The sequence below is a fragment of the Sediminibacterium soli genome, assembly GCF_009939225.1.
Lineage (GTDB): Bacteria > Bacteroidota > Bacteroidia > Chitinophagales > Chitinophagaceae > Sediminibacterium > Sediminibacterium soli.
In genome coordinates this window covers 1,440,684-1,461,730 of record NZ_JAACJR010000008.1, presented here as the reverse complement: position 1 = coordinate 1,461,730, position 21,047 = coordinate 1,440,684, and the positions used below count along the sequence as shown (strand labels likewise).

16 protein-coding genes are annotated in these 21,047 nt (G+C 48.5%); 7 read left to right on the top strand and 9 right to left on the bottom strand.

Translation table 11 applies throughout. From position 1 onward, the window contains the following. The first annotated feature begins 28 nt into the window (after positions 1–28). Genes ispG through GWC94_RS13320 form a run of 3 tightly spaced genes read left to right on the top strand, consistent with a single transcriptional unit; the run spans position 29 to position 4,529 of the window. Positions 29–2,038, top strand: a complete 2,010-nt coding sequence (gene ispG / locus GWC94_RS13330) for a (E)-4-hydroxy-3-methylbut-2-enyl-diphosphate synthase (protein WP_161835507.1) — start codon at positions 29–31, stop codon at positions 2,036–2,038. A gap of 8 nt (positions 2,039–2,046) precedes the next feature. Then, positions 2,047–3,642 carry an L-aspartate oxidase gene (gene nadB, locus GWC94_RS13325; RefSeq protein ID WP_161835506.1) on the top strand — a complete coding sequence of 532 codons (1,596 nt, stop codon included), beginning with the start codon at positions 2,047–2,049 and terminating at the stop codon, positions 3,640–3,642. Between the two features lie 2 nt (positions 3,643–3,644). After that, entirely contained in the window at positions 3,645–4,529 is an 885-nt protein-coding gene (locus GWC94_RS13320) for a lysophospholipid acyltransferase family protein (RefSeq protein ID WP_161835505.1), read from the top strand. A gap of 56 nt (positions 4,530–4,585) precedes the next feature. Here the strand turns inward: GWC94_RS13320 and GWC94_RS13315 are convergent, their stop codons facing one another. From GWC94_RS13315 to GWC94_RS13300, 4 genes are all read right to left on the bottom strand, one after another. Beyond that, positions 4,586–6,001, bottom strand: coding sequence for an MBL fold metallo-hydrolase (locus GWC94_RS13315; protein ID WP_161835504.1), 1,416 nt, complete (start codon positions 5,999–6,001; stop codon positions 4,586–4,588). Between the two features lie 43 nt (positions 6,002–6,044). Then, a complete protein-coding gene (locus GWC94_RS13310; RefSeq protein WP_161835503.1) occupies positions 6,045–6,380 on the bottom strand; it encodes an ArsR/SmtB family transcription factor in 336 nt (111 codons plus the stop codon). Between the two features lie 101 nt (positions 6,381–6,481). Beyond that, positions 6,482–7,174 carry a tRNA (adenosine(37)-N6)-threonylcarbamoyltransferase complex dimerization subunit type 1 TsaB gene (tsaB, locus tag GWC94_RS13305; protein WP_161835502.1) on the bottom strand — a complete coding sequence of 231 codons (693 nt, stop codon included), beginning with the start codon at positions 7,172–7,174 and terminating at the stop codon, positions 6,482–6,484. A 3-nt stretch (positions 7,175–7,177) separates the two neighbouring features. Next, a complete protein-coding gene (locus tag GWC94_RS13300; RefSeq protein ID WP_161835501.1) occupies positions 7,178–7,795 on the bottom strand; it encodes a 3-hydroxyacyl-CoA dehydrogenase family protein in 618 nt (205 codons plus the stop codon). Positions 7,796–7,936: 141 nt separating this feature from the next. Between GWC94_RS13300 and GWC94_RS13295 the strand changes: the two genes are divergently transcribed. After that, a complete protein-coding gene (locus tag GWC94_RS13295; RefSeq protein WP_161835500.1) occupies positions 7,937–8,323 on the top strand; it encodes a RidA family protein in 387 nt (128 codons plus the stop codon). Here GWC94_RS13295 and GWC94_RS13290 read toward each other — a convergent pair. After that, positions 8,318–9,250 (bottom strand): aldose 1-epimerase, encoded by a 933-nt coding sequence (locus tag GWC94_RS13290; RefSeq protein ID WP_161835499.1) that lies wholly within the window; start codon positions 9,248–9,250, stop codon positions 8,318–8,320. The genes GWC94_RS13295 and GWC94_RS13290 overlap by 6 nt on opposite strands. Before the next feature lie 109 nt (positions 9,251–9,359). On the opposite strand from GWC94_RS13290, the gene GWC94_RS13285 reads away from it, so the two are divergent. The 3 genes from GWC94_RS13285 to GWC94_RS13275 all read left to right on the top strand — a co-directional run bounded on the left by GWC94_RS13285 (position 9,360) and on the right by GWC94_RS13275 (position 15,872). Continuing rightward, positions 9,360–12,716, top strand: a complete 3,357-nt coding sequence (locus GWC94_RS13285; protein ID WP_161835498.1) for a methylmalonyl-CoA mutase family protein — start codon at positions 9,360–9,362, stop codon at positions 12,714–12,716. A 40-nt stretch (positions 12,717–12,756) separates the two neighbouring features. Then, positions 12,757–13,341, top strand: a complete 585-nt coding sequence (locus GWC94_RS13280; RefSeq protein WP_161835497.1) for a hypothetical protein — start codon at positions 12,757–12,759, stop codon at positions 13,339–13,341. A 98-nt stretch (positions 13,342–13,439) separates the two neighbouring features. Then, positions 13,440–15,872: a bifunctional YncE family protein/alkaline phosphatase family protein gene (locus GWC94_RS13275; protein WP_161835496.1), complete on the top strand. Its 2,433-nt coding sequence runs from the start codon at positions 13,440–13,442 to the stop codon at positions 15,870–15,872. A gap of 11 nt (positions 15,873–15,883) precedes the next feature. Here the strand turns inward: GWC94_RS13275 and porZ are convergent, their stop codons facing one another. From porZ to GWC94_RS13255, 4 genes are all read right to left on the bottom strand, one after another. Then, positions 15,884–18,154 carry a type IX secretion system anionic LPS delivery protein PorZ gene (gene porZ, locus GWC94_RS13270; protein ID WP_161835495.1) on the bottom strand — a complete coding sequence of 757 codons (2,271 nt, stop codon included), beginning with the start codon at positions 18,152–18,154 and terminating at the stop codon, positions 15,884–15,886. 119 nt (positions 18,155–18,273) lie between these two features. Next, positions 18,274–18,927, bottom strand: a complete 654-nt coding sequence (locus GWC94_RS13265; protein WP_161835494.1) for a response regulator transcription factor — start codon at positions 18,925–18,927, stop codon at positions 18,274–18,276. Next, positions 18,924–19,715 (bottom strand): sensor histidine kinase, encoded by a 792-nt coding sequence (locus tag GWC94_RS13260; protein ID WP_161835493.1) that lies wholly within the window; start codon positions 19,713–19,715, stop codon positions 18,924–18,926. Before GWC94_RS13260 ends, GWC94_RS13265 begins: the two co-directional genes overlap by 4 nt. Positions 19,716–20,383: 668 nt before the next feature. After that, positions 20,384–20,893 (bottom strand): hypothetical protein, encoded by a 510-nt coding sequence (locus GWC94_RS13255; protein WP_161835492.1) that lies wholly within the window; start codon positions 20,891–20,893, stop codon positions 20,384–20,386. Positions 20,894–21,047 lie beyond the last annotated feature (154 nt).

Sequence of the window (21,047 nt, the reverse complement as noted above, 5' to 3'; positions counted from 1 at the left end):
TCTGTTCGATATTCATTAGCTTTGCGGCATGCAACTTTATTGTCCTTCCCTCACCCGATACAGTCGTTTACAGACCAGAGAAGTAGGGGTCGGTGACCTGCTGCTGGGCAATTTGCATCCCATCCGCCTGCAGACCATGACAACAACCGATACGATGGATACCATCGGAACAGTTGAACAGAGCATCCGTTGTATCGAGGCGGGAGCAGAACTGGTGCGTATTACAGCGCCCAGTAAAAAAGAAGCGGAGAACCTGCTTACTATCAAAAACGAACTGCGCAAAAGAGGGTATACCACGCCGCTGGTGGCCGATATCCATTTCACACCCAATGCGGCAGAAATCGCCGCACGTATTGTTGAAAAGGTAAGGGTTAACCCGGGGAATTATGTTGATAAGAAAAAATTTGAGCAGATCGATTATACCGATGCGGAATACCTGGAAGAGATAGAGCGTATCAGGGAGCGGTTTACCCCGTTGGTGTCGATCTGCCGGGAATATGGCACCGCCATGCGCATCGGCACCAACCACGGATCGCTCAGCGATCGTATCATGAGCCGTTACGGCGATACGCCAATGGGTATGGTGGAAAGTGCGATGGAGTTCCTGCGTATTGCCCGCTCGGAAAGTTACCATAACATCGTGCTCAGTATGAAAGCCAGTAACCCGCAGGTAATGGTACAGGCGTACCGTTTGCTGATACAGCAGATGGATGCCGAATTCGGCGAATGCTATCCCCTGCATCTTGGCGTAACGGAGGCTGGCGACGGAGAAGATGGCCGTGTGAAAAGCGCCGCCGGTATCGGCACCTTACTGGAAGATGGCATCGGCGACACGGTTCGGGTAAGCCTGACTGAAGACCCCGAATTTGAAATACCTGTTTGCCGCGACCTGGTAAAACGCTACACAACACGCGCAAAAACAGCAGACACCATTCCCCCGATAGCCAAAGTTCCGTATAGTCCCTTCGAATATAAACGCCGCGAGAGTTTTGCCGTCGGCAATATCGGCGCCAGGCAGGTTCCCGTGGCGGTGGCCGATCTCAGTAAACTTGCTTCCATCGCACCCGCGGATCTTGCAGGCATCGGCTATACCTACGATATACCATCGGATAAATGGAATATCAGCGATGCGGCGGCGGATTATATTTTCACCGGAAACCGCCTGCCGGATTTTGCCTTACCCGGTACGGTGAAAGTGATCAGCTATCCCGCCACCTGGCAGCTGGCAGCAGATAAGGAAAAACACTTTCCGATATTCGATATCACCGGTTACCTGCAGGCAGAGCATAAGAGCAGTATAATGAATTTTGTGATGATGGATTGCTTTACCGATGCCACGGCAATCAATGATTTCACCGGGCTTGACGAGATCGCCAATGACCCAACGGTGGTGCTCTGTCTCAGCAGCACCAACCCCCATACCATGCCTGCCATCCGTCGCATGTTCATGGAGCTGATCAGCAGGAACATCAACAACCCTGTTGTGATCATCAGCGACAGCCGCTGGCAAACAACCGACGAGCACCTGATCCATTATTCCACCGAGTGCGGTGCCTTACTGCTGGATGGTTTTGGCGACGGAATCTGCCTGGGCATGACGCTGGAGAGCTATAAACAGCAGTCATCGAACAAACAGGATACCAGCGGCAGAAATTATATCAGCAATACAACGGTTGAACAGTTCGTCAATTCAACCGCGTTCAGCATACTACAGGCAACACGCACACGCATCTCCAAAACGGAATACATCAGTTGCCCCAGCTGCGGCCGCACTTTATTTGACTTGCAGGTAACCACTGCAAAGATCCGCAGCGTTACCAATCACCTCAAGGGTGTTAAGATCGCCATCATGGGTTGTATTGTGAACGGACCGGGCGAAATGGCCGATGCGGATTTTGGCTATGTAGGCAGCGGGGTGGGTAAGATAACCCTGTATAAGGGAAAAGATATCATGAAGCGGAATATCGACAGCGATATCGCCGTTGACGAACTGATCAACTTATTGAAAGAAAACAATGCCTGGGTAGAACCGGCGTAACTGATAAGATGCAAACAGATTTTCTTGTAATTGGTTCCGGTATTGCTGGTCTGACCTATGCGCTGAAAACAGCCAGGCAGTTTCCTGATAAGAAAGTGGCCATCATCACCAAAACACAGGCTGATGAAACCAATACCAAGTATGCACAGGGCGGTATTGCCGGTGTATGGGATGAAGAAAAAGACAGCTACGACAAACATATAGAAGACACGCTGATAGCGGGTGATGGATTGTGTAACCCGCATATCGTTGAGATCGTTGTTAAGGAAGGGCCGGATCGTATCAAGGAGATCATTGGGTACGGAGCGGAATTTGACAAGGATGAGAAAGGAGAGTACAGCCTTGGCAAGGAAGGCGGACATAGCGAAAACCGGATCCTGCATCATAAAGACGTAACGGGCAGGGAAATGGAACGTGCCCTGCTGGCGCAATTGCAGGAGACACCGAACATCGAATTGATCAACCATTGTTTCGTGGTGGACATCCTGACGCAGCACCACCTGGGTTTTCTTGTTACAAAATCAACCACCGATATCACCTGTTACGGGGTATATGTTTTAAATCTTCATACCAATAAGATCGAAAAAATACTGGCTTGTATCACACTGCTGGCCACGGGCGGCGCGGGGCAGGCATACAGAACCACAACCAACCCGCGTATTGCAACAGGTGATGGCATTGCCATGGTATACAGGGCGAAAGGGCGTATAGAGAATATGGAATTCATCCAGTTCCATCCCACTGCCTTGTACGAACCGGGTGTATCGCCGTCCTTCCTGATCACGGAAGCCGTGCGCGGCGATGGGGGTATCCTTCGCAACAAACAGGGCGAGGCTTTTATGGAACGGTATGATTCTCGCCGCGACCTGGCGCCGCGCGATATCGTAGCCAGGGCCATCGACAATGAAATGAAGAAGACGGGTACCGAGTATGTATACCTCGACTGCCGTCATATGGACAAAGAAAAATTCATTCATCATTTTCCGAATATCTATGAGAAATGTCTCAGCATCGGTATCGATGTGCAGCAGCAGATGATACCGGTTGCGCCGGCCGCGCATTATAGCTGCGGCGGTATCAAAACCGATGAATGGGGCCGAACATCCATACAACACCTGTATGCCTGCGGCGAATGCGCCAGCACGGGCTTGCACGGCGCTAACCGTTTGGCAAGTAACAGTTTGCTCGAAGCCATGGTATTCGCCCACCGCTGTTATCTCGACAGCATGGAAAAGATCGGACAGGTATCGTTTGAAACCACCATACCCGACTGGAATGCGAAGGGTACGGGCGAACCCAAAGAAATGATCCTCATTACGCAGAGCCAGAAAGAACTGCAGCAGATCATGAGCGACTATGTTGGTATCGTACGAACCGATGTGCGACTTGAAAGGGCGATGAAGCGGTTAGACCTGTTGTTTACAGAAACAGAAGACCTGTATCGGTCCACCAAAGTGTCGCCGCAGCTGTGCGAGCTCCGTAACCTGATCACCGTAGGTTACCTGATCGTAAAAGGCGCGCAGTTCCGCAAAGAAAGCCGGGGGTTGCATTTTAACACAGATCACAAAGAAAAAAGCAGTTTACTGCAAAACACGATATTATAAGTATGTATTACATTGTTTACCCGATATTGTATTTACTCTCGCTGCTTCCCTGGCGTGTTTTGTATATTATCAGCGACGGACTATACGGGCTGATCTATTATATCATCGGTTACCGGAAAGAAGTGGTGATGAGCAATCTCCTTATTGCATTCCCCGAAAAAACCGAAGGAGAGCGCACCCGTATCGCAAAAGATTTTTACAGGAACCTTACCGATACCATTGTTGAAACCATCAAACTGCTATCGCTCAGTGAAAAATCTTTCCTGAAACGTTACGAAACCAATAATACGCTGGCCGCTTCGTTTTATCAAACCGGGAAGAACATACAATACCATACAGGTCATTTCTTCAATATCGAATATGTGAACATCGGCGAGTCCAGGCGCGGACCTTATCCTTTTGTGGTGGTGTATATGCCCATCGCCAATAAGGCATTCGACCGGATGATCTACCGTATGCGCACACGGTACGGCGCCATACTGATACCGGCAGGCTCGTTCAGGACTTCTTTTCACCAGTATGTAAAAGACAGGTATGCGCTGGCGCTTGCGGCAGACCAGAACCCCGGTAATCCCATGGCTGCTTACTGGGTGAATTTTCTGGGTAAACCGGCGCCGTTTACACCAGGCCCTGAAAAAGGAGCCAAACGCAACGATACGGTGGTGCTTTACGCCAATTTTTACAGGAGAAAAAGAGGATATTTCAACATCGAAGTGTCCCTGCTTACCGATGAGCCGCGCAAATTTGCAGACGGTGAGCTGACAAAATTATTCGTTCAACACCTGGAAAAATCCATCCGCGAACGTCCTGCAAACTATTTGTGGAGCCATCGCAGGTGGAAATACACGTTCGATCCGGAGAAACATGGAAAATTGCTGATTGAATAAGCTGAGTGGTTGCCAACGGAATTACTTCGCACACAACCACCCAATTTTACCCGACCCTAATTCAGCACTTCCGCGCTCTTCTCTATGGTGAACTTACCAGGCAGATCCTTGATCTTGCCCCATCCGCCCACAACATTGCGCAGGTTATGGATTCCCTGGCGTTTGATAAGCGAAGCGGCGATCACGCTTCTGTACCCGCCGGCGCAGTGAACATAGATATTATGGTTATCGTCCAGGTTGGCCATGCTGCCGGGGTCGGTCAGTTCGGCCAGGGGTATATTGATTGCTTCGCTGATATGACCGCTGGCGTATTCGGCTTCCTTGCGCACATCCACGATCACCAGGTTGGGATCAAAGGGTATATCCATCGCCAGTTCATCCGCTTCCACATCGATGATCATATCAACTTTTTCACCGGCTTTTACCCAGGCCTCGTAACCGCCGTCAAGATGGCCTTCTATCTTGTCAAAACCCACACGGGCCAGTCGTACAATGGTTTCCTTCTCCTTACCGGCCTCTGTTACCAGCAGCATCGGTTTATCAAAAGGCAGCAGGCTGCCCGCCCACTCGGCAAAGCGACCATCAAGACCGACGCTGACCGATCCGGGAACAAAGCCCTGGGTAAACAGGTCTGAATTGCGCGTATCCAGTATGATCATATCATCCTGCCCGGCTCTTTGTTTGAATGCCGCTACACTCAAAGGCTTCATGCCTTTTTCCATAACCGCTTCCAGGCTTTCATAGCCTTCCTTGTTGATCCGCGCGTTGATCGGGAAATATTGCGGCGGTGCGGTAAGTCCTTCCGTTACCGCCTTGATGAAGACTTCTTTTGTCTGCGGCTGCAGCGCATAATTGGTCTGCTTCTGCTCGCCGATGGTGCTATAGGTTTCGGTGCCCAGGTTTTTACCGCAGCTGCTGCCCGCCCCGTGCGCAGGATAAACGATGATATCATCGGCCAGCGGTACGATCTTTTTCTGCAGACTTTCATACAGCATGCCGGCAAGATCATTGGTGGTTACCTCGGTGATGTTCTGCGAGAGATCCGGCCGGCCTACATCACCAACAAACAGGGTATCGCCCGTAAAAAGCGCGTGATCCTTTCCCTGTTCATCTTTCAGCAGGTAACAGCTGCTTTCAACGGTGTGTCCCGGTGTATGCAATACTTCCACCTTTAGTTTGCCGATGGAAAACACTTCGCCGTCTTTTGCAATATGTACGGGCATTTTGGTGACAGTGCCGGGCCCATAAACGATCGTAGCGCCTGTGGCGGTGGCAAGATCAAGATGGCCGCTGACAAAATCTGCGTGGAAATGGGTTTCGAAGATATACCTGATGGTCGCTTTTCTGTCGCGCGCAAGATCGAGGTATTCTTCAATATCGCGTAAGGGGTCTATCACTGCGGCAACACCATCGCTCTCGATATAATAAGCTGCCTCACTGATACAGCCCGTGTAAAGTTGCTGTATAAACATACCTGTGATTTAAAACACAAAGATAACAAACAATAGCAGATGCCTATCCCACCAGCGATTCCACGAACTGCACAACCTCCGCAAGGCGGTTATAATTAACAGAATAGAAGATGAATTTGCCATCGCGCGAGGTGGTCACAATGCCCGCGCGGCGAAGGATGGCCAGGTGCTGGGATGCCACGGATTGCTCCAGGCGGAGCTTGACGTAGATTTCTGTTACCGTCATTCGCTGGTGCTCATCCAGAAGTTTGATGATCTGTTGACGCAGCTTATGATTGATCGATCTTAAAATCAGCGAAGCTTTTTTCGTATGCAGAAAATCGACCTTGATCTGGCTCTTGCCGTTTAACAGTACTACGGATTGCAAAGACTGGGTCATACAATAAAAGTTGAAAGGGGGGTGTGAACTTAAAATTGTGACCACATAAAGGTACTACAGATTTGTAGTCATAGTATAAATTTTATGTATATTTTTTAACTCTAATTGGATTCTAATTTCGTCGGAGAGAAGAACTCTTTTACGTAAACTGGTTCACTATAAGCGAGATCGGTAAAATGCGACGACCGGAAAGCCGCAAGCGCGGGCAGAACCATATCGGTGGCATTGTGTTTTATATCGGTGAACAGTGCATTGGTATGCTGAATCAGATGTTTGAACTTTGGCATGCCCGAACCGAAAAACAAGACGGCATCCTGCTCCAGCTCGGCTGCAAATGATTGTTCATCAATGATAAGCGCATGTGCGGTCTTTTTGGTCCGCATCGACTGATCGAACAATGCCGTGAACACTTCCATGCGCCGAGCATCTATCATCGGGCAAAGCAGCGCGGCCGGTGTTGCGGCGATACCGCTTTTTGACAGTGCAGCCTGCGCCATCACCTCCAGCGTAGTGAGTGCTATCAATGGTTTCTGCAGCGCGTAACAGATGCCTTTTGCCGTAGCCATGCCCACGCGCAGTCCCGTATAACTGCCGGGCCCGGCAGTAACGGCAACCGCGTCCAGCGTGGGTAATGCGGTACCGGTTTGCGCGCAGAGTTCGGCAATAGCCGATTGTATGAACGAGGCATGGTTTTTCTGATCGCTGCTTTCGGTAATGCCGAGTACGCGTTCATCGCTGCTGATGCATACGCTGGCAAGATCCGTGGCGGTGTCTATATAGAGAATGGTGGGCATCCGTTATTGGTTTTTAAAGAGATCTTCCGATAGCGCCGGCGCAACCTCGTAGCGCGTGTCGGATTTATTCAGCCGGGTTAATAAGGCATGTATTTTCTGCAGACCGATCTGTTCGCTCCATTCAAAAGGGCCGTAAGGATAATTGGTGCCCAGTTTCATGGCGGTGTCTATATCCTGCTTGCTGCTGAGTTCTTCACCCAGCCCGAAATAAGCTTCGTTGATGATCATGGCAATCACTCTTGCCGCAACCATACCCGGTGTATCGGGCACTACCTGGTATTTCCACTGCAGGGCATACAGTACGGCAGCAGCTTTTTCGAGCGCCTGTTCCCGGCCGGCAATTTCCATAACGGCTCTTTGCAGAAAGCCTTTCCAGGCGTTGATGCGGATAAAATTGGCCGGCAGCTTTTCCGATAAAGTCAATACCGCATGCACAAAAACAGGCTTTTCATCAACACCCGTAAATGCCGGTTCTCCGTCTTCAAACTGCAGGTCAAAATAGGCGTCCGCTGCTTCTACCGCATCTCCCTTGCGCCACCAGCGCAGTGCAATAGCATCGGGAACCGGCTTTATCAGCAGTTCTTTTTTCTGTTCTTCGGTGGCATTGATAACAATCAGCATAACGGCCTGCAAAGTTACAGAAAAGCAACCCCGCAAAAGCCGGTTGCGGTAATACGGTCTTTGCGATGTCATTCCTGTTCCAGGATCGCGGCTCTTTGCCGTTTCCTGCGGCCTGAGTACATTTGCCCCATAACGTCTTTTATGTCAAAGCAGATCATCAATACCGAAAAAGCACCGGCTCCGATCGGTCCTTACAGCCAGGCTGTTAAAGCCAACGGGTTGGTTTTTATCAGTGGCCAGGTGGCTTTCATTCCGGCAACCGGAGGGCTTGAGCTCAGCAGTATTCCTGCAGAAACGCACCAGGTGATGCAGAACCTGAAAGCTGTGCTGGAAGAATCCAAACTCAGCTTTGAACATATTGTAAAGACCACGATCTTTCTCAGCGATATGTCTTTATTCGCTCAGGTGAACGAAGTGTACGGCACCTATTTCAACAGCGATTTTCCGGCGCGCGAAACCGTTGCCGTAAAAGGGTTGCCCCGTGGCGTGAACGTAGAAATCAGCATGATAGCCGTGGTGGATCTATAAGGCCCTCACCGAGTAGCTGGTGGTGAACGCCCGCTCTTCTCCCGGAGAAAGCAGCAGCAGGTTCATATGGTTATTGAAATTGTCCGGAGGACCGCTCAGGTTCTCTATGGCAATGCTTTTCCTGTGCGGTGGTATGTACAGCTGCAGGATGGGGTAAGCGGCATCGGCGCGTATGGTCAGCTCCAGGCGTTTGTTACTGAGTCTGCATACAGGATCGGTTCCTTCCAGTACAAAAGAGTTATCGATCTCGATCCCTTTCAGTGAGATTCCTTTTTCAAAACGGGTATCGGTGAATCGTTCGCCCGTGGGCAGCAGTTCTGCATCATACTCCAGCTGTGTGCGGCTGTCGAATTGCAGTGTACAGTCATCCACCGTTTCGCCCAGCGTAAAATAGGGGTGCCATCCATCTGTATAAGGAATGGCGTGCGCGTTTTTATGCGATAGACAGGTTGTAACGCTCAGCGTGTTTCCGGCGCCCAGTTTCCACTCGATGGTAATATGAAAGGGAAAGGGATAGCCCATATCCGAGCCGCGGTACTCCGCAGTAAGTACCACAAAAGCTTCCTGGTCGTTGCTTCCCGAATCCTGCACCAGGTATTCCTGCGCAAACAGCAGGCCGTGAATGGCATGACCGTTGAGGAAATGGCCGGTGATATGGTAATCGGTTCCCTCGAATGAATAATTGCCCCCGCGCAGCCGGCATACAAAGGGACTTAGCTTTGCGCTCCTGAAACCGTCTGTGATACGCAGCCGCGCATCGGCAGGCGAGGAAAATCCATCGATGATGTTGGCGGTGGTATCACCGGTTTTGACGCAGAACGCATTCAGCAGGGCGCCGAACAGAAAAATCCTGGCTTCCGTGCCACTGTCCGTATCTTTTAAAACAACAATTCCTTCTTCCCTGTTACTATTCGTCTCAAATGGCATAGATGTCTTTTTCGGGCACTGAAAGTAAGAAGTTTCGGCAGGAAAAAGCCGTAACCCAAAAAGCTAACAGTTGTTAACTATTGTTGTAGATTTGCGGGCTACCAGCACCATGTCATACACAGCTACCCATAAGATCAGGATCGTTACAGCAGCCAGCCTTTTTGATGGTCATGATGCCGCCATCAATATCATGCGCCGCATATTGCAGGCAAAGGGGGCAGAGATCATTCATCTCGGCCATAACCGCAGTGTTGCGGAGATCGTAGAATGTGCCATAGAGGAAGATGCCCAGGGCATCGCCATCACCAGCTACCAGGGCGGTCATGTGGAGTTTTTTAAATACATGAAAGACCTGCTTGACCAGAACGGTTGCGGGCATATCAGGATATTCGGCGGCGGCGGCGGCACCATTTTACCCGAAGAGATCCGGGAACTGCACCAGTACGGGATTACGCGGATCTACAGTCCCGACGATGGGCGTCATATGGGATTGGAAGGGATGATCGAAGATGTGATCAGGCAGTGCGATTTTAATCTTAACGGCAACGGCGAATACAAAAACGGGATGACGCTGCCCGAAGTAAAAGACGTGCGCCGGATTGCCCGCCAGATCACCAATGCAGAGAATGGCCTGCCTGTGAACACCGGAACGCAGAAAAACGAAACAAAACATATTCCCGTACTGGGTATCACCGGAACCGGCGGCGCGGGCAAGAGCTCCGTTACCGACGAGATCGTTCGACGGTACCTTAGCCGGTTTACAGATAAGACCATAGCGGTTATTTCTGTTGATCCGTCGAAAAAGAAAACGGGGGGCGCGCTGCTTGGCGACCGTATACGTATGAATGCGATCTCCCACGCACGTGCCTATATGCGCAGCCTCGCTACCCGCGATGACAATACCGCGCTGAGCGCTTATGTACAGGAGGCGATCGATATCTGTAAGGATGCCGGCTTTGAGCTCATCATTCTTGAATCTGCCGGCGTAGGACAGAGCGATGCATCGATACTCGATTATTGCGACGTGAGCCTGTATGTGATGACGCCGGAATACGGCGCGGCTTCGCAGCTGGAAAAGATCAATATGCTGGATTATGCAGATCTTATCTGCATCAACAAATTCGACAAGGCCGGGGCGCTGGATGCACTGCACGATGTAAAAAAACAATTCAGGCGCAACCACAACCTGTTTTCGGCTAAAGACGAGGATATCCCGGTGATAGGAACGATTGCCGCACAGTTCAACGATGCCGGAATCAATCACCTGTTTGATAAACTCATGGACACGATCAGTGCAAAATGTCGTGTACGGTTTGCGAACGGGAATGATCAGCCGGGCAATGCAAATGCCACCACCAAATCGCAGATCATACCGCCCAAACGCGCCCGGTATTTATCTGAAATAGCTGAGGCCAACAGGAGCTACGACAGTTGGGTAACCGAGCAATGCGCTATTGCCACCAGGCTGTACCAGTTATACGGAACCATCGGTCATATCCGCGACAGCCATACAGCCACTGCCCTGCAGTCTTTGCAAGACCAGTGGGAAAAGGAGCTGCACCCCGATTGCCGGCACCTGGTCGATAACTGGCCCGGCGTGATCAGGAAATATGCAGGAGATTATTTCGAATATACCGTCCGCGACCAAACCATCAGGCAATCGCTGACAACAAAATCTTTAAGCGGAACAAGGATACCCAGGATCGTGTTGCCAAAATACAGAGACTGGGGCGATATTCTGCGCTGGCAATTACAGGAGAACCTGCCGGGCTCGTTCCCCTATACATCGGGTGTTTTTGAATTAAAACGCCAGGGCGAGGACCCGACAAGAATGTTTGCCGGCGAAGGCGGGCCTGAAAGAACCAATAAGCGGTTTCACTATGTATCGATCGGGCAGCCGGCAATCCGGTTGTCTACCGCGTTCGATAGCGTTACGCTGTATGGAGAAGATCCCGATCATCGTCCCGATATCTATGGAAAAGTTGGCAACAGCGGTGTGAGCATTGCCACTGTGGACGACGCCAAAAAACTGTACAGCGGTTTTGATCTCTGCGATCCCAAAACATCGGTGAGCATGACGATCAACGGTCCCGCGCCCATTGTGCTGGCTTTTTTCATGAATGCAGCCATCGACCAGCTATGCGAAAAATGGATTACGGAGAACAATGCCTGGGATGGCGTGCATGCATACATGCAGACAAAATTTGCGTCTGTACCCAAACCGATCTATTATAATCCGGCTTCCCCGGAACGATTGCCCGAAGGAAACAACGGACTGGGTTTGCAGCTGCTTGGTATCAGCGGCGACGAGGTGCTGCCGCCGGATGTGTACGCGTCCATAAAAGCGCAGGCCCTTTCGCAGGTAAGGGGAACCGTGCAGGCGGATATCCTGAAAGAAGACCAGGCACAGAATACCTGTATCTTCTCCACCGAATTTGCCCTGAAGCTGATGGGTGATGTACAGGCCTATTTTATTGAGCAGAAAGTGCGGAATTTTTACAGTGTCAGCATCAGCGGATACCATATTGCCGAGGCCGGCGCCAACCCCATTACGCAGCTGGCATTTACCTTATCGAACGGGTTTACTTACGTGGAATATTACCTGAGCCGGGGCATGCGTATCGACGATTTTGCACCCAATCTTTCGTTTTTCTTCAGCAACGGCATGGACCCGGAATACAGTGTGATAGGACGTGTGGCCAGACGTATCTGGGCCAAGGCGATGAAGTATAAATACAAGGCGAATGAACGCTCTCAGAAACTGAAATACCATATACAGACCAGCGGCCGCAGCCTGCATGCACAGGAAATAGATTTTAATGATATCCGTACAACGCTGCAGGCACTGTATGCTATCTACGATAACTGCAACAGCCTTCATACAAACGCATACGATGAGGCAATTACCACTCCCACCGAAGAAAGTGTAAGACGCGCCATGGCGATCCAGCTGATCATTAACCGGGAGCTGGGTTCGGCGGTTACCGAAAACTTTATCCAGGGAAGTTTTGCCGTAGAGGAGATGACAGACCTTGTGGAAGAGGCCGTACTGGCCGAATTTGACCGGATTACCGAACGGGGCGGCGTACTGGGCGCCATGGAGCGGATGTACCAGCGCAACAAAATCCAGGAAGAAAGTCTTTATTATGAAACCCTGAAGCATACCGGAGAACTGCCATTGATCGGCGTCAACACTTTCCTTAATAAAAAAGGAAGTCCCACGGTTCTTCCCGGCGAAGTAATACGCAGCACGACCGAAGAAAAGGAACAGCAGATCCAAAACCTGCAGGGTTTCTGGAAACGCAATGAAAACAGCAGTGCGGAGGCATTGAAAAAACTCAGGGAAGTGGCCACGGCCAATGGAAATATCTTTAACGAACTGATGGAAGCCGTAAAATACTGCTCGCTGGGGCAGATAACCCATGCCCTGTACGAAGTGGGCGGACAATACAGGCGCAATATGTGATGCCGTTAAAATCTGTACATTAGCGCTTAAAGAAGTAGACATGCAGAAAAAGATCGGGTTGGCATTGCTGGGAATGTTGTGCATTGCCTGCCTGCAGGCGCAGAATAGACGCTTTGACACCACCATGAAACTGGGTAAGACGGGTTACCGGGTAAATTCGACCAACAGGAACCCGGATAAAAATATGGTTACCATCAGCCCGATCGGGTTTGAAAATACTGCCCGCGATGTATCCATCGAAGTGAAAGGAAGGATACGCAAATCTGAGGTGGACGACCTGAATGCGGATGGGTTTCCGGATCTGCTGTTATATGTGTTTCCGGAAGATGCTAAAAACAAGGGAAGCGTGATTGCCATCAGTTCCGACAAGAACCAGGGGTATGCGCCTATCTTTTTCCCCGACATTGTAGACGATCCCAAAATACGTACGGGCTATATGGGTAACGACCAGTTTGCGCTGATGGAAGGTACACTGGTGCGCAGGTTTCCGGTGTATGCAACCGCAGACACTACGGATCTGAAGCCAACAGGCACCATGCGGCAGGTGATGTACCGGGTACAGCGCGATGAAAAGGGTACCCTTCGGTTCAGAGTAACACGTACCTATGATTTCAACAAACCCTGATTGACAAGAGCTGGTAACGGCTCTTTTTTATTAAATAATTGTTTCGCCGCCTGTTGACAGATACCTGTTCATACCTTTATTTTAAATAGGACTACCTTATGAGAAAGCTGCTGTTTGTATGTTGTATCGGCATCGCTTACGCGTCGTTTTCCCAGACAATTTCAGACATCGAATCAAAAAAAGTAATGCTTCCCAACGGATGGGGCCTCACGCCCGTGGGGCGCAGCTTTCAGCTGGGAGACCTGCCACTGAATATCGCAGTCAGCAAATCAAAAAAACTGATGGCTGTGACCAATAACGGGCAAAGCGTTCAAAGCATTCAGCTGATTGATCCCGAATCGGAAAAGATGATCGACAGTGTTATCGTTCCCAAGAGTTGGTATGGACTGGTCTTCAGCGGCGATGAAAAAAGATTATACGCCTCGGGCGGTCATGATAACTGGATACTCGAGTATGCGATCGAGAATAAAAAGCTGGTGTTAAAAGACAGCATCATCCTGGGTAAAAAATGGCCGAACCGCATTGCTCCCGCCGGTATAGCGATCGACGACAATAAACAGCTGCTGTATGTGGTTACCAGGGACGATCATTACCTGTACACCATCGATCTCCGTACAAAAAACATAAAACAGAAATTTTCGCTCGGTGCGGAAGCATATGCCTGTATGCTTTCACCAAATAAAAAAGAGCTGTATATCAGTTGCTGGGGATGCGATAAGGTATATGTATTCGATACGGAGAAAAATAACATTGTATCTGAAATAACAGTGGGAGATAACCCCAACGAGCTTTGTCTTACCGCCAGCGGCAAATACCTCTATGTGGCCAATTCCAACGATAACTCCGTTTCTGTAATCGATACAAAACAGAGAAAAGTGATCGAAACGCTTAACGCGGCGCTTTACCCCGATGCCCCGAACGGCTCCACCACGAACGGCATCGCATTGAGTAAAAATGAAAAGACTTTATACATAGCCAATGCAGACAACAACTGTGTGACTGTATTCGATGTGGCAGTTCCGGTAAAGAGCAAAAGCAAGGGGTTTATTCCCGTAGGCTGGTACCCCACCAATGTTAAGGTGATAGGGAAGAAATTATTTGTATCAAACGGCAAAGGCTTCTCTTCTATGGCCAATGTATACGGGCCAAACCCGCTGGGAAACAAACAGATCGTGCTGCATCACGAAGGCGACCCGGAAAGACCGAAGAACGTACAATACATTGCAGGTCTTTTCCAGGGAACGATGACGGTGATGGAAGAGCCCACCGAACAGCAGTTAAGCGTGTATTCGCAGGTGGTTTATCGCAATACGCCTTACAATAAGGTTAAGGAGATGTTTACACAGGGCGAGACCGGCAATCCCATTCCAAGAAAAGTCGGAGATCCAAGCCCCATCAAATATGTTTTCTATATCATCAAGGAAAACCGGACCTACGACCAGGTATTGGGTGATATGAAAGAAGGCAATGGCGACCCGAGGCTCGTATTATTTGGCGAGCATATTACGCCCAACCAGCATGCGCTGGCAAGAGAATTTGTGCTGCTTGATAATTTTTATGTAGACGGGGAAGTAAGCGCCGACGGGCATAACTGGACCATGGGTGCCTACGCAACCGATTTCCTGGAAAAGAGCTGGGTAAGCAGTTACGGTGGCCGCGGTGGCTCCTACGACGGAGAAGGTAACCGGGAGGCAGCCAATAACAAAGGTGGATTTATATGGGACCATTGCAAAAAAGCGGGTGTGAGCTACCGGTCTTACGGCGAGTTTGTCGATAATTTTAAAGCCAATATTCCCTCGTTGAAAAATCATTTCTGTCCTTATTTCAACGGATACGATAACCGGATACCCGATACCACGCGCTTTTTCCAATGGAAAAGAGAATTTGATTCACTGGTAAGTGTGAACGCGGTGCCTAAATTCAACAGCGTTCGTTTTGGCAACGACCATACCGAGGGTTTACGTAAGGGAAGGCCTACGCCCTATGCGCATGTGGCAGACAATGACCTGGCGGTAGGCTTGTTTGTGGAACACCTCAGCAAAAGCCCGATCTGGAAGGAGGCAGCTGTGTTTATCATAGAAGACGATGCGCAGAATGGCGCAGATCATGTGGATGCACACAGAAGCACGGCCTATGTTGCCGGTGGTTTTGTAAAAAGAGGATTGGTTGATCATACTATGTACTCAACGTCCTCCATGCTCCGCACAATGGAATTGATTTTGGGAATACCACCCATGAGCCAGTATGATGCCGCTGCACAACCCATGTGGCGCTGCTTTTCATCTGAAACAAATCCTGCCGGCTTTACGGCAAGGATGGCTAAAGTGGATCTGAACGAGCGGAATACGGCCATGAATGAATGGCAGCAACGTTCCGAGAAGTTTAATCTTGCCAAGGAAGACGCGGTGCCTGACCTGGAGTTTAATATTGTATTATGGCATGGGTTAAAAGGAGACAACGTGCCGTTTCCGGGTCCCAAACGTGCAGCTTTCTTCAAGCCGATCAAAAAAGCAGACGACGATGATGATTAGTCCTTATGACTTCATCTTCCTGATACGATAACGATCCTGGTAACGAATTGTTCGTTCCCGGAATCGTTTCTTGCTAAAACAAGGTAAACGCCGCTGGCCGCTTTGCCACCTTTGTAGTCTTTTCCGTTCCAGGTAAACTGTCCGCCAAGAGCGCGTCCCTGGTATACCAGTCTGCCATTCAGCTCGGTGATTTTAACAAACGAATTATCCGCAAGACCCTTGATGGCAATGGTACCCGAATAACCCGGCGGTACGGGATTGGGAAATACAAGCACCTGGTCAAAGCGATTGTCCGCTTCAGTGGCGGTGCTTCTGAAACTGCAGATGCCGCTGAAAGTGGCGAAGAAAACCTCGCCGGTAACAGGGTTCACTGCAATCTTCCTGACATCGTTGTGTAATAACGCACTGTTTTCTGCAGTAAAGCGGTAAAGGATTTTTTCTCCGTCTGCCGATACCAGCCATACACCGTTTTTTGTGCCAACCCATTTTCTGTTGGCGCCATCAACAGCTATACTTTGCACCAGCTCATCTTTGAACAGCAAACCATTAAATCCGTTTTGCTGAACAACCGGTACAGTGGCTTCGCAGAGCTGTGCGCCAAAGACATCGCCTGTGCATTGTATGATACCTACGCCCCTGTCTGTACCCACCCAGATAAACCCGTTTTTATCTTTGGCGATGCACAGTATATTGTTGCTGGGAAGATTGCCGTTTCCGGCCCCCTGCCGGTACAACTTCCATTTATCGTCGTTGGTATTGTCGATACCCGCACCGGGACGATAACAGACCAGGCCATTGTTTTTCGGGCTTACGATCCACAACTGGTCATAGTCATCGGCAATGATCTGTCCGGCCGCGTTTTCGGTCAGCAGAAAAGGAATCGTGAACGATTTCCAGCTCCCGTCGTTTTTCCTGACCTGCAGGTTCTGCGGAGCGCCGTAATTGCTGATCCAGAGATTATTCAACCGGTCGAAAGCCAGGCCGCTTATGCGATAGCTGGAGGGATCGCCTGTTGCCGGCTGCAGGGTGAGGTTTTTTTTGTAAAGGACGATGGTATTGTCGTTTCGGAAATTCACCAGGCCGCCGCCATAGCTGCCTCCCCAGAGACTACGATCGCCGGGGTTGACAGCGATCGTTATAAAATCAAGAACGGAATCAAGTACCGGTGTGTTGAAATTGCTGCGTGCATCCCACAGACCGTTCCGGAACCGGTACACGCCGTTGCGGTTATACTGGTAATTCCAGGATGTGTTAACGCTGCCCGCAGCAACAAACAGGGTATCGTTAGAAAAGGCCATTTCACCGTCTGCGGGTGCAGGCGGTCCGTTAGGCACAAACCGGTCAACCGTAGCAGAAAAACGTGAAAGACCGCCAAACTGATCGGCGACCCAGGGAATATTATTCGAGAGGATGGCAGACAGCGGCAGCGAGATGACACCACTTTGGGAAAGTATTCGTTCAATGGATCCGTTGCCTGTTAACACGATGACCCTTGCATTGCCGGATGCATTGCGTTGACAAACCAATAATTTGTTCTCTGACGAAGTGATGTTTACAATAGACCAGGCAGGGTCGGTGTAGGCTAATTGCCATGTGTTGCCATTAAAAACAAACAGCGAGTCACCGGTCTGAACAAAAACCTGGCTGTAAGCGAGTACGACATTTTTAGCGACACCTGTCGGCAGTCCGTTGTTTCCGCTCAGGTTCTGCCAGGAGTTGTAGTTGGCAAGTGCTGCTGAATTTATGGGCGCCCGTTTAACACCTTCGGCAGTAGCCGCATAAAAGAAGGTATTATCGGTACAAAATGCGTTCACATTTACCTGTCCTCCATTGTTACCGATAAACCAGGTGTCTTTGATTTCATACCTTGAAAGATCTGCTATGATGATACCCAGGCCTGATGACAGGTAGGCAAATCCTTCCCTGCAAAAAACAGCGTTGATGCTTTTGTTTCCTGAAATGCCGCTTCTTTTCACATCGCCGATATTTTTTACGCCAGATCCATGTACCACATCGATATTGCTGTTATGATAAGCGATGATCAGTTGGCGGCTGGCATTGTCCCAGCCAATACAGCGAACGCCCACATCGTTCAGGCCGGTGACCTTGGTATACCGGTCCACCTCGTTTGCAGCATCAACAGAAAATACATGGGTATTGGCGGCGCAGTATATTTTATCGCCCGTGATCACCTGTGTGGTATTTTGGTAACTCAGGTGGTCTCTCCAGAAGCCGATGGGTTGTAAACGAACCTGGGCAAAGACCAGGCCGTGTAAAAACAACAAAAAAAACAAGAGGGCGCAACGGAAGCAGGCCTGATAAATGTCGGGTGCTGGTACCCGTCGGATGATGGTATTTGACGGCTGCATAGTATAATAGCAGTACCCGTTGCTAAGATGAATTAAATAGTGACGATACCGTTCTTAATGGCAAAAATAGCCAACCCCACCCTTGTTTTGACATCCAGTTTTTTAAACAGGTTGTCGCGATACGTGTCGATGGTACGCGGGCTGAGGCACATTTCGTCGGCGATTTCTTTATATGTTTTCTCGGTACAGATCCATTTCAGGAAGGTGATTTCATTTTCGCTGAGGTTGCTTAGGGCCATGGCATCATTATCGTACACTTCTTCGTGGTTGATATAATGCATGAGTTTGTTGCTGACCAGATCGTTGATGTAATAGCCGCTGTCTCTGATGCTGTCGAGCGCATCTTTAAAAATCTTGGGTTTACTGTCTTTTAAGATATAGCCGCGTGCGCCGTTCTTGAGCATACGAATGATGGCCGTATCGTTCTCAAGCATGCTAAGTACCAATACCCTTGTCTGCGGAAGATTGCTTTTGATCCAGCTGGAGGTTTCGTACCCGTCCATTTGTGGCATGGTGATATCCAGGAGTACGATATCCGGGTTTATTTTTGTGGTTTTTATTTTTTCAACGAACTGCTGACCGTTGTTGGCTTCCATAACAACTTTAAATCCCTCGAACGAATTGATCATGGCCGCAAGCCCTGTTCTAAGCAGCTCGTGGTCATCTACTAAAGCAACAAACGTCATACAGGTATTTGTTTAGATCTTATTAATAAAGTTATGACAGTTCCGCTACCCGGCGTACTTTTTATGTCTACCGATGCATTGATCATTCTTGCCCTGTTGGCAATGTTCTGAAGTCCGATACCTGTACGGGATTCCTTCAATACGCTGGTGTTAAACCCGATGCCGTCATCGCCGATGGTAACGGTGGTGAGGTCTGGCAGGCTATCGATTTTTACGTCGATGGTCCTGGCGTTGGCATGTTTGATGATGTTGTTGATGATTTCCTGGATCATCCGGTAAAGGATGATATCATTATTGGCATCTACGATATAAAAGTGATCCGAGGCTATGAAGCGGGTCTGGTACCTGCCGCTTTTTTCCAAGGAGAAAAGCAACTGGCGTAGAGATTCGATGATGCCGATATCGTGGAGTCTGTTATTTTGAAGGTTATGACTTAAATCACGAAGGTCTTTGATGGCTTTGCCAAGCAGTTCATCGGTGGCTTCCACCTTTTCTCCGTTGGCGTTTTCACCTAGGGTGTTCAGGTTTAGTCGAACCAGACTCAGTACCTGCCCGATATTGTCATGAATTTCCTGGCTGATGTATTTAAAGGTCTGCTCCTGTATCTCCAGCTGTGTTTTAAGCAGGGTCTGCTCAAAACGATTTTTCATCTCTTCTTTCTCCTGTTTATTCTTTCGTTGGCGACGGAGGAAGACGAATAAGAGCAATAAAAGAAATGCACCAACCAATACTAAGAAAACGGAAACGATTACAATAGTAACTAAAATGTTTTCTTTCTCTTGGGGCATACGTAGAATGCTATACAAAAAGATGTATACAAAAATACATTTAAGGAATTATTTATTATACTATAAATCTTTAATCCTTCTGCTTTTAAATCCTGACTGGTAAGGTACTCAAATAGGGCATTAATAATTACGGAACCCAAGTAGAAAATCAACAAACCGCAGGATATCCAAAAAAATGGTTGTTTTGTCAATTGTAAATCTACTTGGTCTGGTAAAATCGATTCATAAAAGTAACAACAACAAAAAAGCACTACAAAGAAGGAACCTATAAGTAAGGGATTAGTATTGTATGTTTTATTAAACCCCTGTACATAAATCATATTTAAAAGGACGACGACAGTAAAAAAGGGGATAAATAGTGCGGCCAATCTCTTAAATACCTTTTTTTTAAAAAAACGAGTAAAAAGGAAACCATAGAAAATAAATTCAACCGCGGAAAAAATGTTGTACATCGCATTTTTTCCGAAGGAAGCGGATTTCCCGAAAATGTCATGATCGATCCACCAATTACCAATAAACTCTACACCTACTGTAAGTAAGAGAAACGGGAGGAAGTATACAATTAACTTATGACCTTTTTTGAAATAAAAAAAGACACAACAAATCAGACTAACTACTTCAAAAATAAAAAACAGCGAAAAGAATCTATGCATATTTAAGCTAACATTCTAGTCATTCGCTGGAGGGGGAACAACTGCTCCGGTATTCATAAAGTTAGATGAGGTTTCGCTAGTTGCCTCAAAACCCTGAGAGCCGCCAGAAGTTTTAGCTTTATTATTTTTTCCCATGAAAAAGATCGTTGTCCGTCCAACATACGAGGCTTGAGGAGCCGTTTCTTTATCATAGTACCCAAAACTAACAAAAACGCTGTCTGACTTATATTTGGCGAGAAGTGTATTTAAGAAGGAAATCAAGTTTTTAGTAGAGTATCCAACGGATCTTGTATCAACATTTGGAAATCTTCTAATAAAGGCTTCGCTCATTTTATCGGCATGATCCTGCGGAATAAGACCTTTTATGGATTCCGTGCCCATACCTTGGCTAGACACGTTTGTCAACTCTGATGAGTTGATCTGGCTTTCTTGAGTAGAAACCTGCTCTTTCTTACACCCAATAATCAAAAAACCTGTAACAAAAAAGAGTGTAAATACGCTACCGGCAAACGTAAATTTTTTCATGTCTTTCCGTTTTAAAATTTTGCTTTTCCGACCTTTCGAGAAAAACCCAATCGTACGCAAGGTAGTCTATATTAGAATTTGTTAAATAGGCAAAACCTGTAAAAAACATTAAAATAAAAAAATATGTTGATTTTCAATTAATTACAGGATAGTA

Coding starts and splice junctions, on each gene's coding strand:
- ispG (WP_161835507.1), top strand. CDS start 29: ATGCAACTTTATTGTCCTTCCCTCACCCGATACAGTCGTTTACAGACC.
- nadB (WP_161835506.1), top strand. CDS start 2,047: ATGCAAACAGATTTTCTTGTAATTGGTTCCGGTATTGCTGGTCTGACC.
- GWC94_RS13320 (WP_161835505.1), top strand. CDS start 3,645: ATGTATTACATTGTTTACCCGATATTGTATTTACTCTCGCTGCTTCCC.
- GWC94_RS13315 (WP_161835504.1), bottom strand. CDS start 6,001: ATGTTTATACAGCAACTTTACACGGGCTGTATCAGTGAGGCAGCTTAT.
- GWC94_RS13310 (WP_161835503.1), bottom strand. CDS start 6,380: ATGACCCAGTCTTTGCAATCCGTAGTACTGTTAAACGGCAAGAGCCAG.
- tsaB (WP_161835502.1), bottom strand. CDS start 7,174: ATGCCCACCATTCTCTATATAGACACCGCCACGGATCTTGCCAGCGTA.
- GWC94_RS13300 (WP_161835501.1), bottom strand. CDS start 7,795: ATGCTGATTGTTATCAATGCCACCGAAGAACAGAAAAAAGAACTGCTG.
- GWC94_RS13295 (WP_161835500.1), top strand. CDS start 7,937: ATGTCAAAGCAGATCATCAATACCGAAAAAGCACCGGCTCCGATCGGT.
- GWC94_RS13290 (WP_161835499.1), bottom strand. CDS start 9,250: ATGCCATTTGAGACGAATAGTAACAGGGAAGAAGGAATTGTTGTTTTA.
- GWC94_RS13285 (WP_161835498.1), top strand. CDS start 9,360: ATGTCATACACAGCTACCCATAAGATCAGGATCGTTACAGCAGCCAGC.
- GWC94_RS13280 (WP_161835497.1), top strand. CDS start 12,757: ATGCAGAAAAAGATCGGGTTGGCATTGCTGGGAATGTTGTGCATTGCC.
- GWC94_RS13275 (WP_161835496.1), top strand. CDS start 13,440: ATGAGAAAGCTGCTGTTTGTATGTTGTATCGGCATCGCTTACGCGTCG.
- GWC94_RS13265 (WP_161835494.1), bottom strand. CDS start 18,927: ATGACGTTTGTTGCTTTAGTAGATGACCACGAGCTGCTTAGAACAGGG.
- GWC94_RS13260 (WP_161835493.1), bottom strand. CDS start 19,715: ATGCCCCAAGAGAAAGAAAACATTTTAGTTACTATTGTAATCGTTTCC.
- GWC94_RS13255 (WP_161835492.1), bottom strand. CDS start 20,893: ATGAAAAAATTTACGTTTGCCGGTAGCGTATTTACACTCTTTTTTGTT.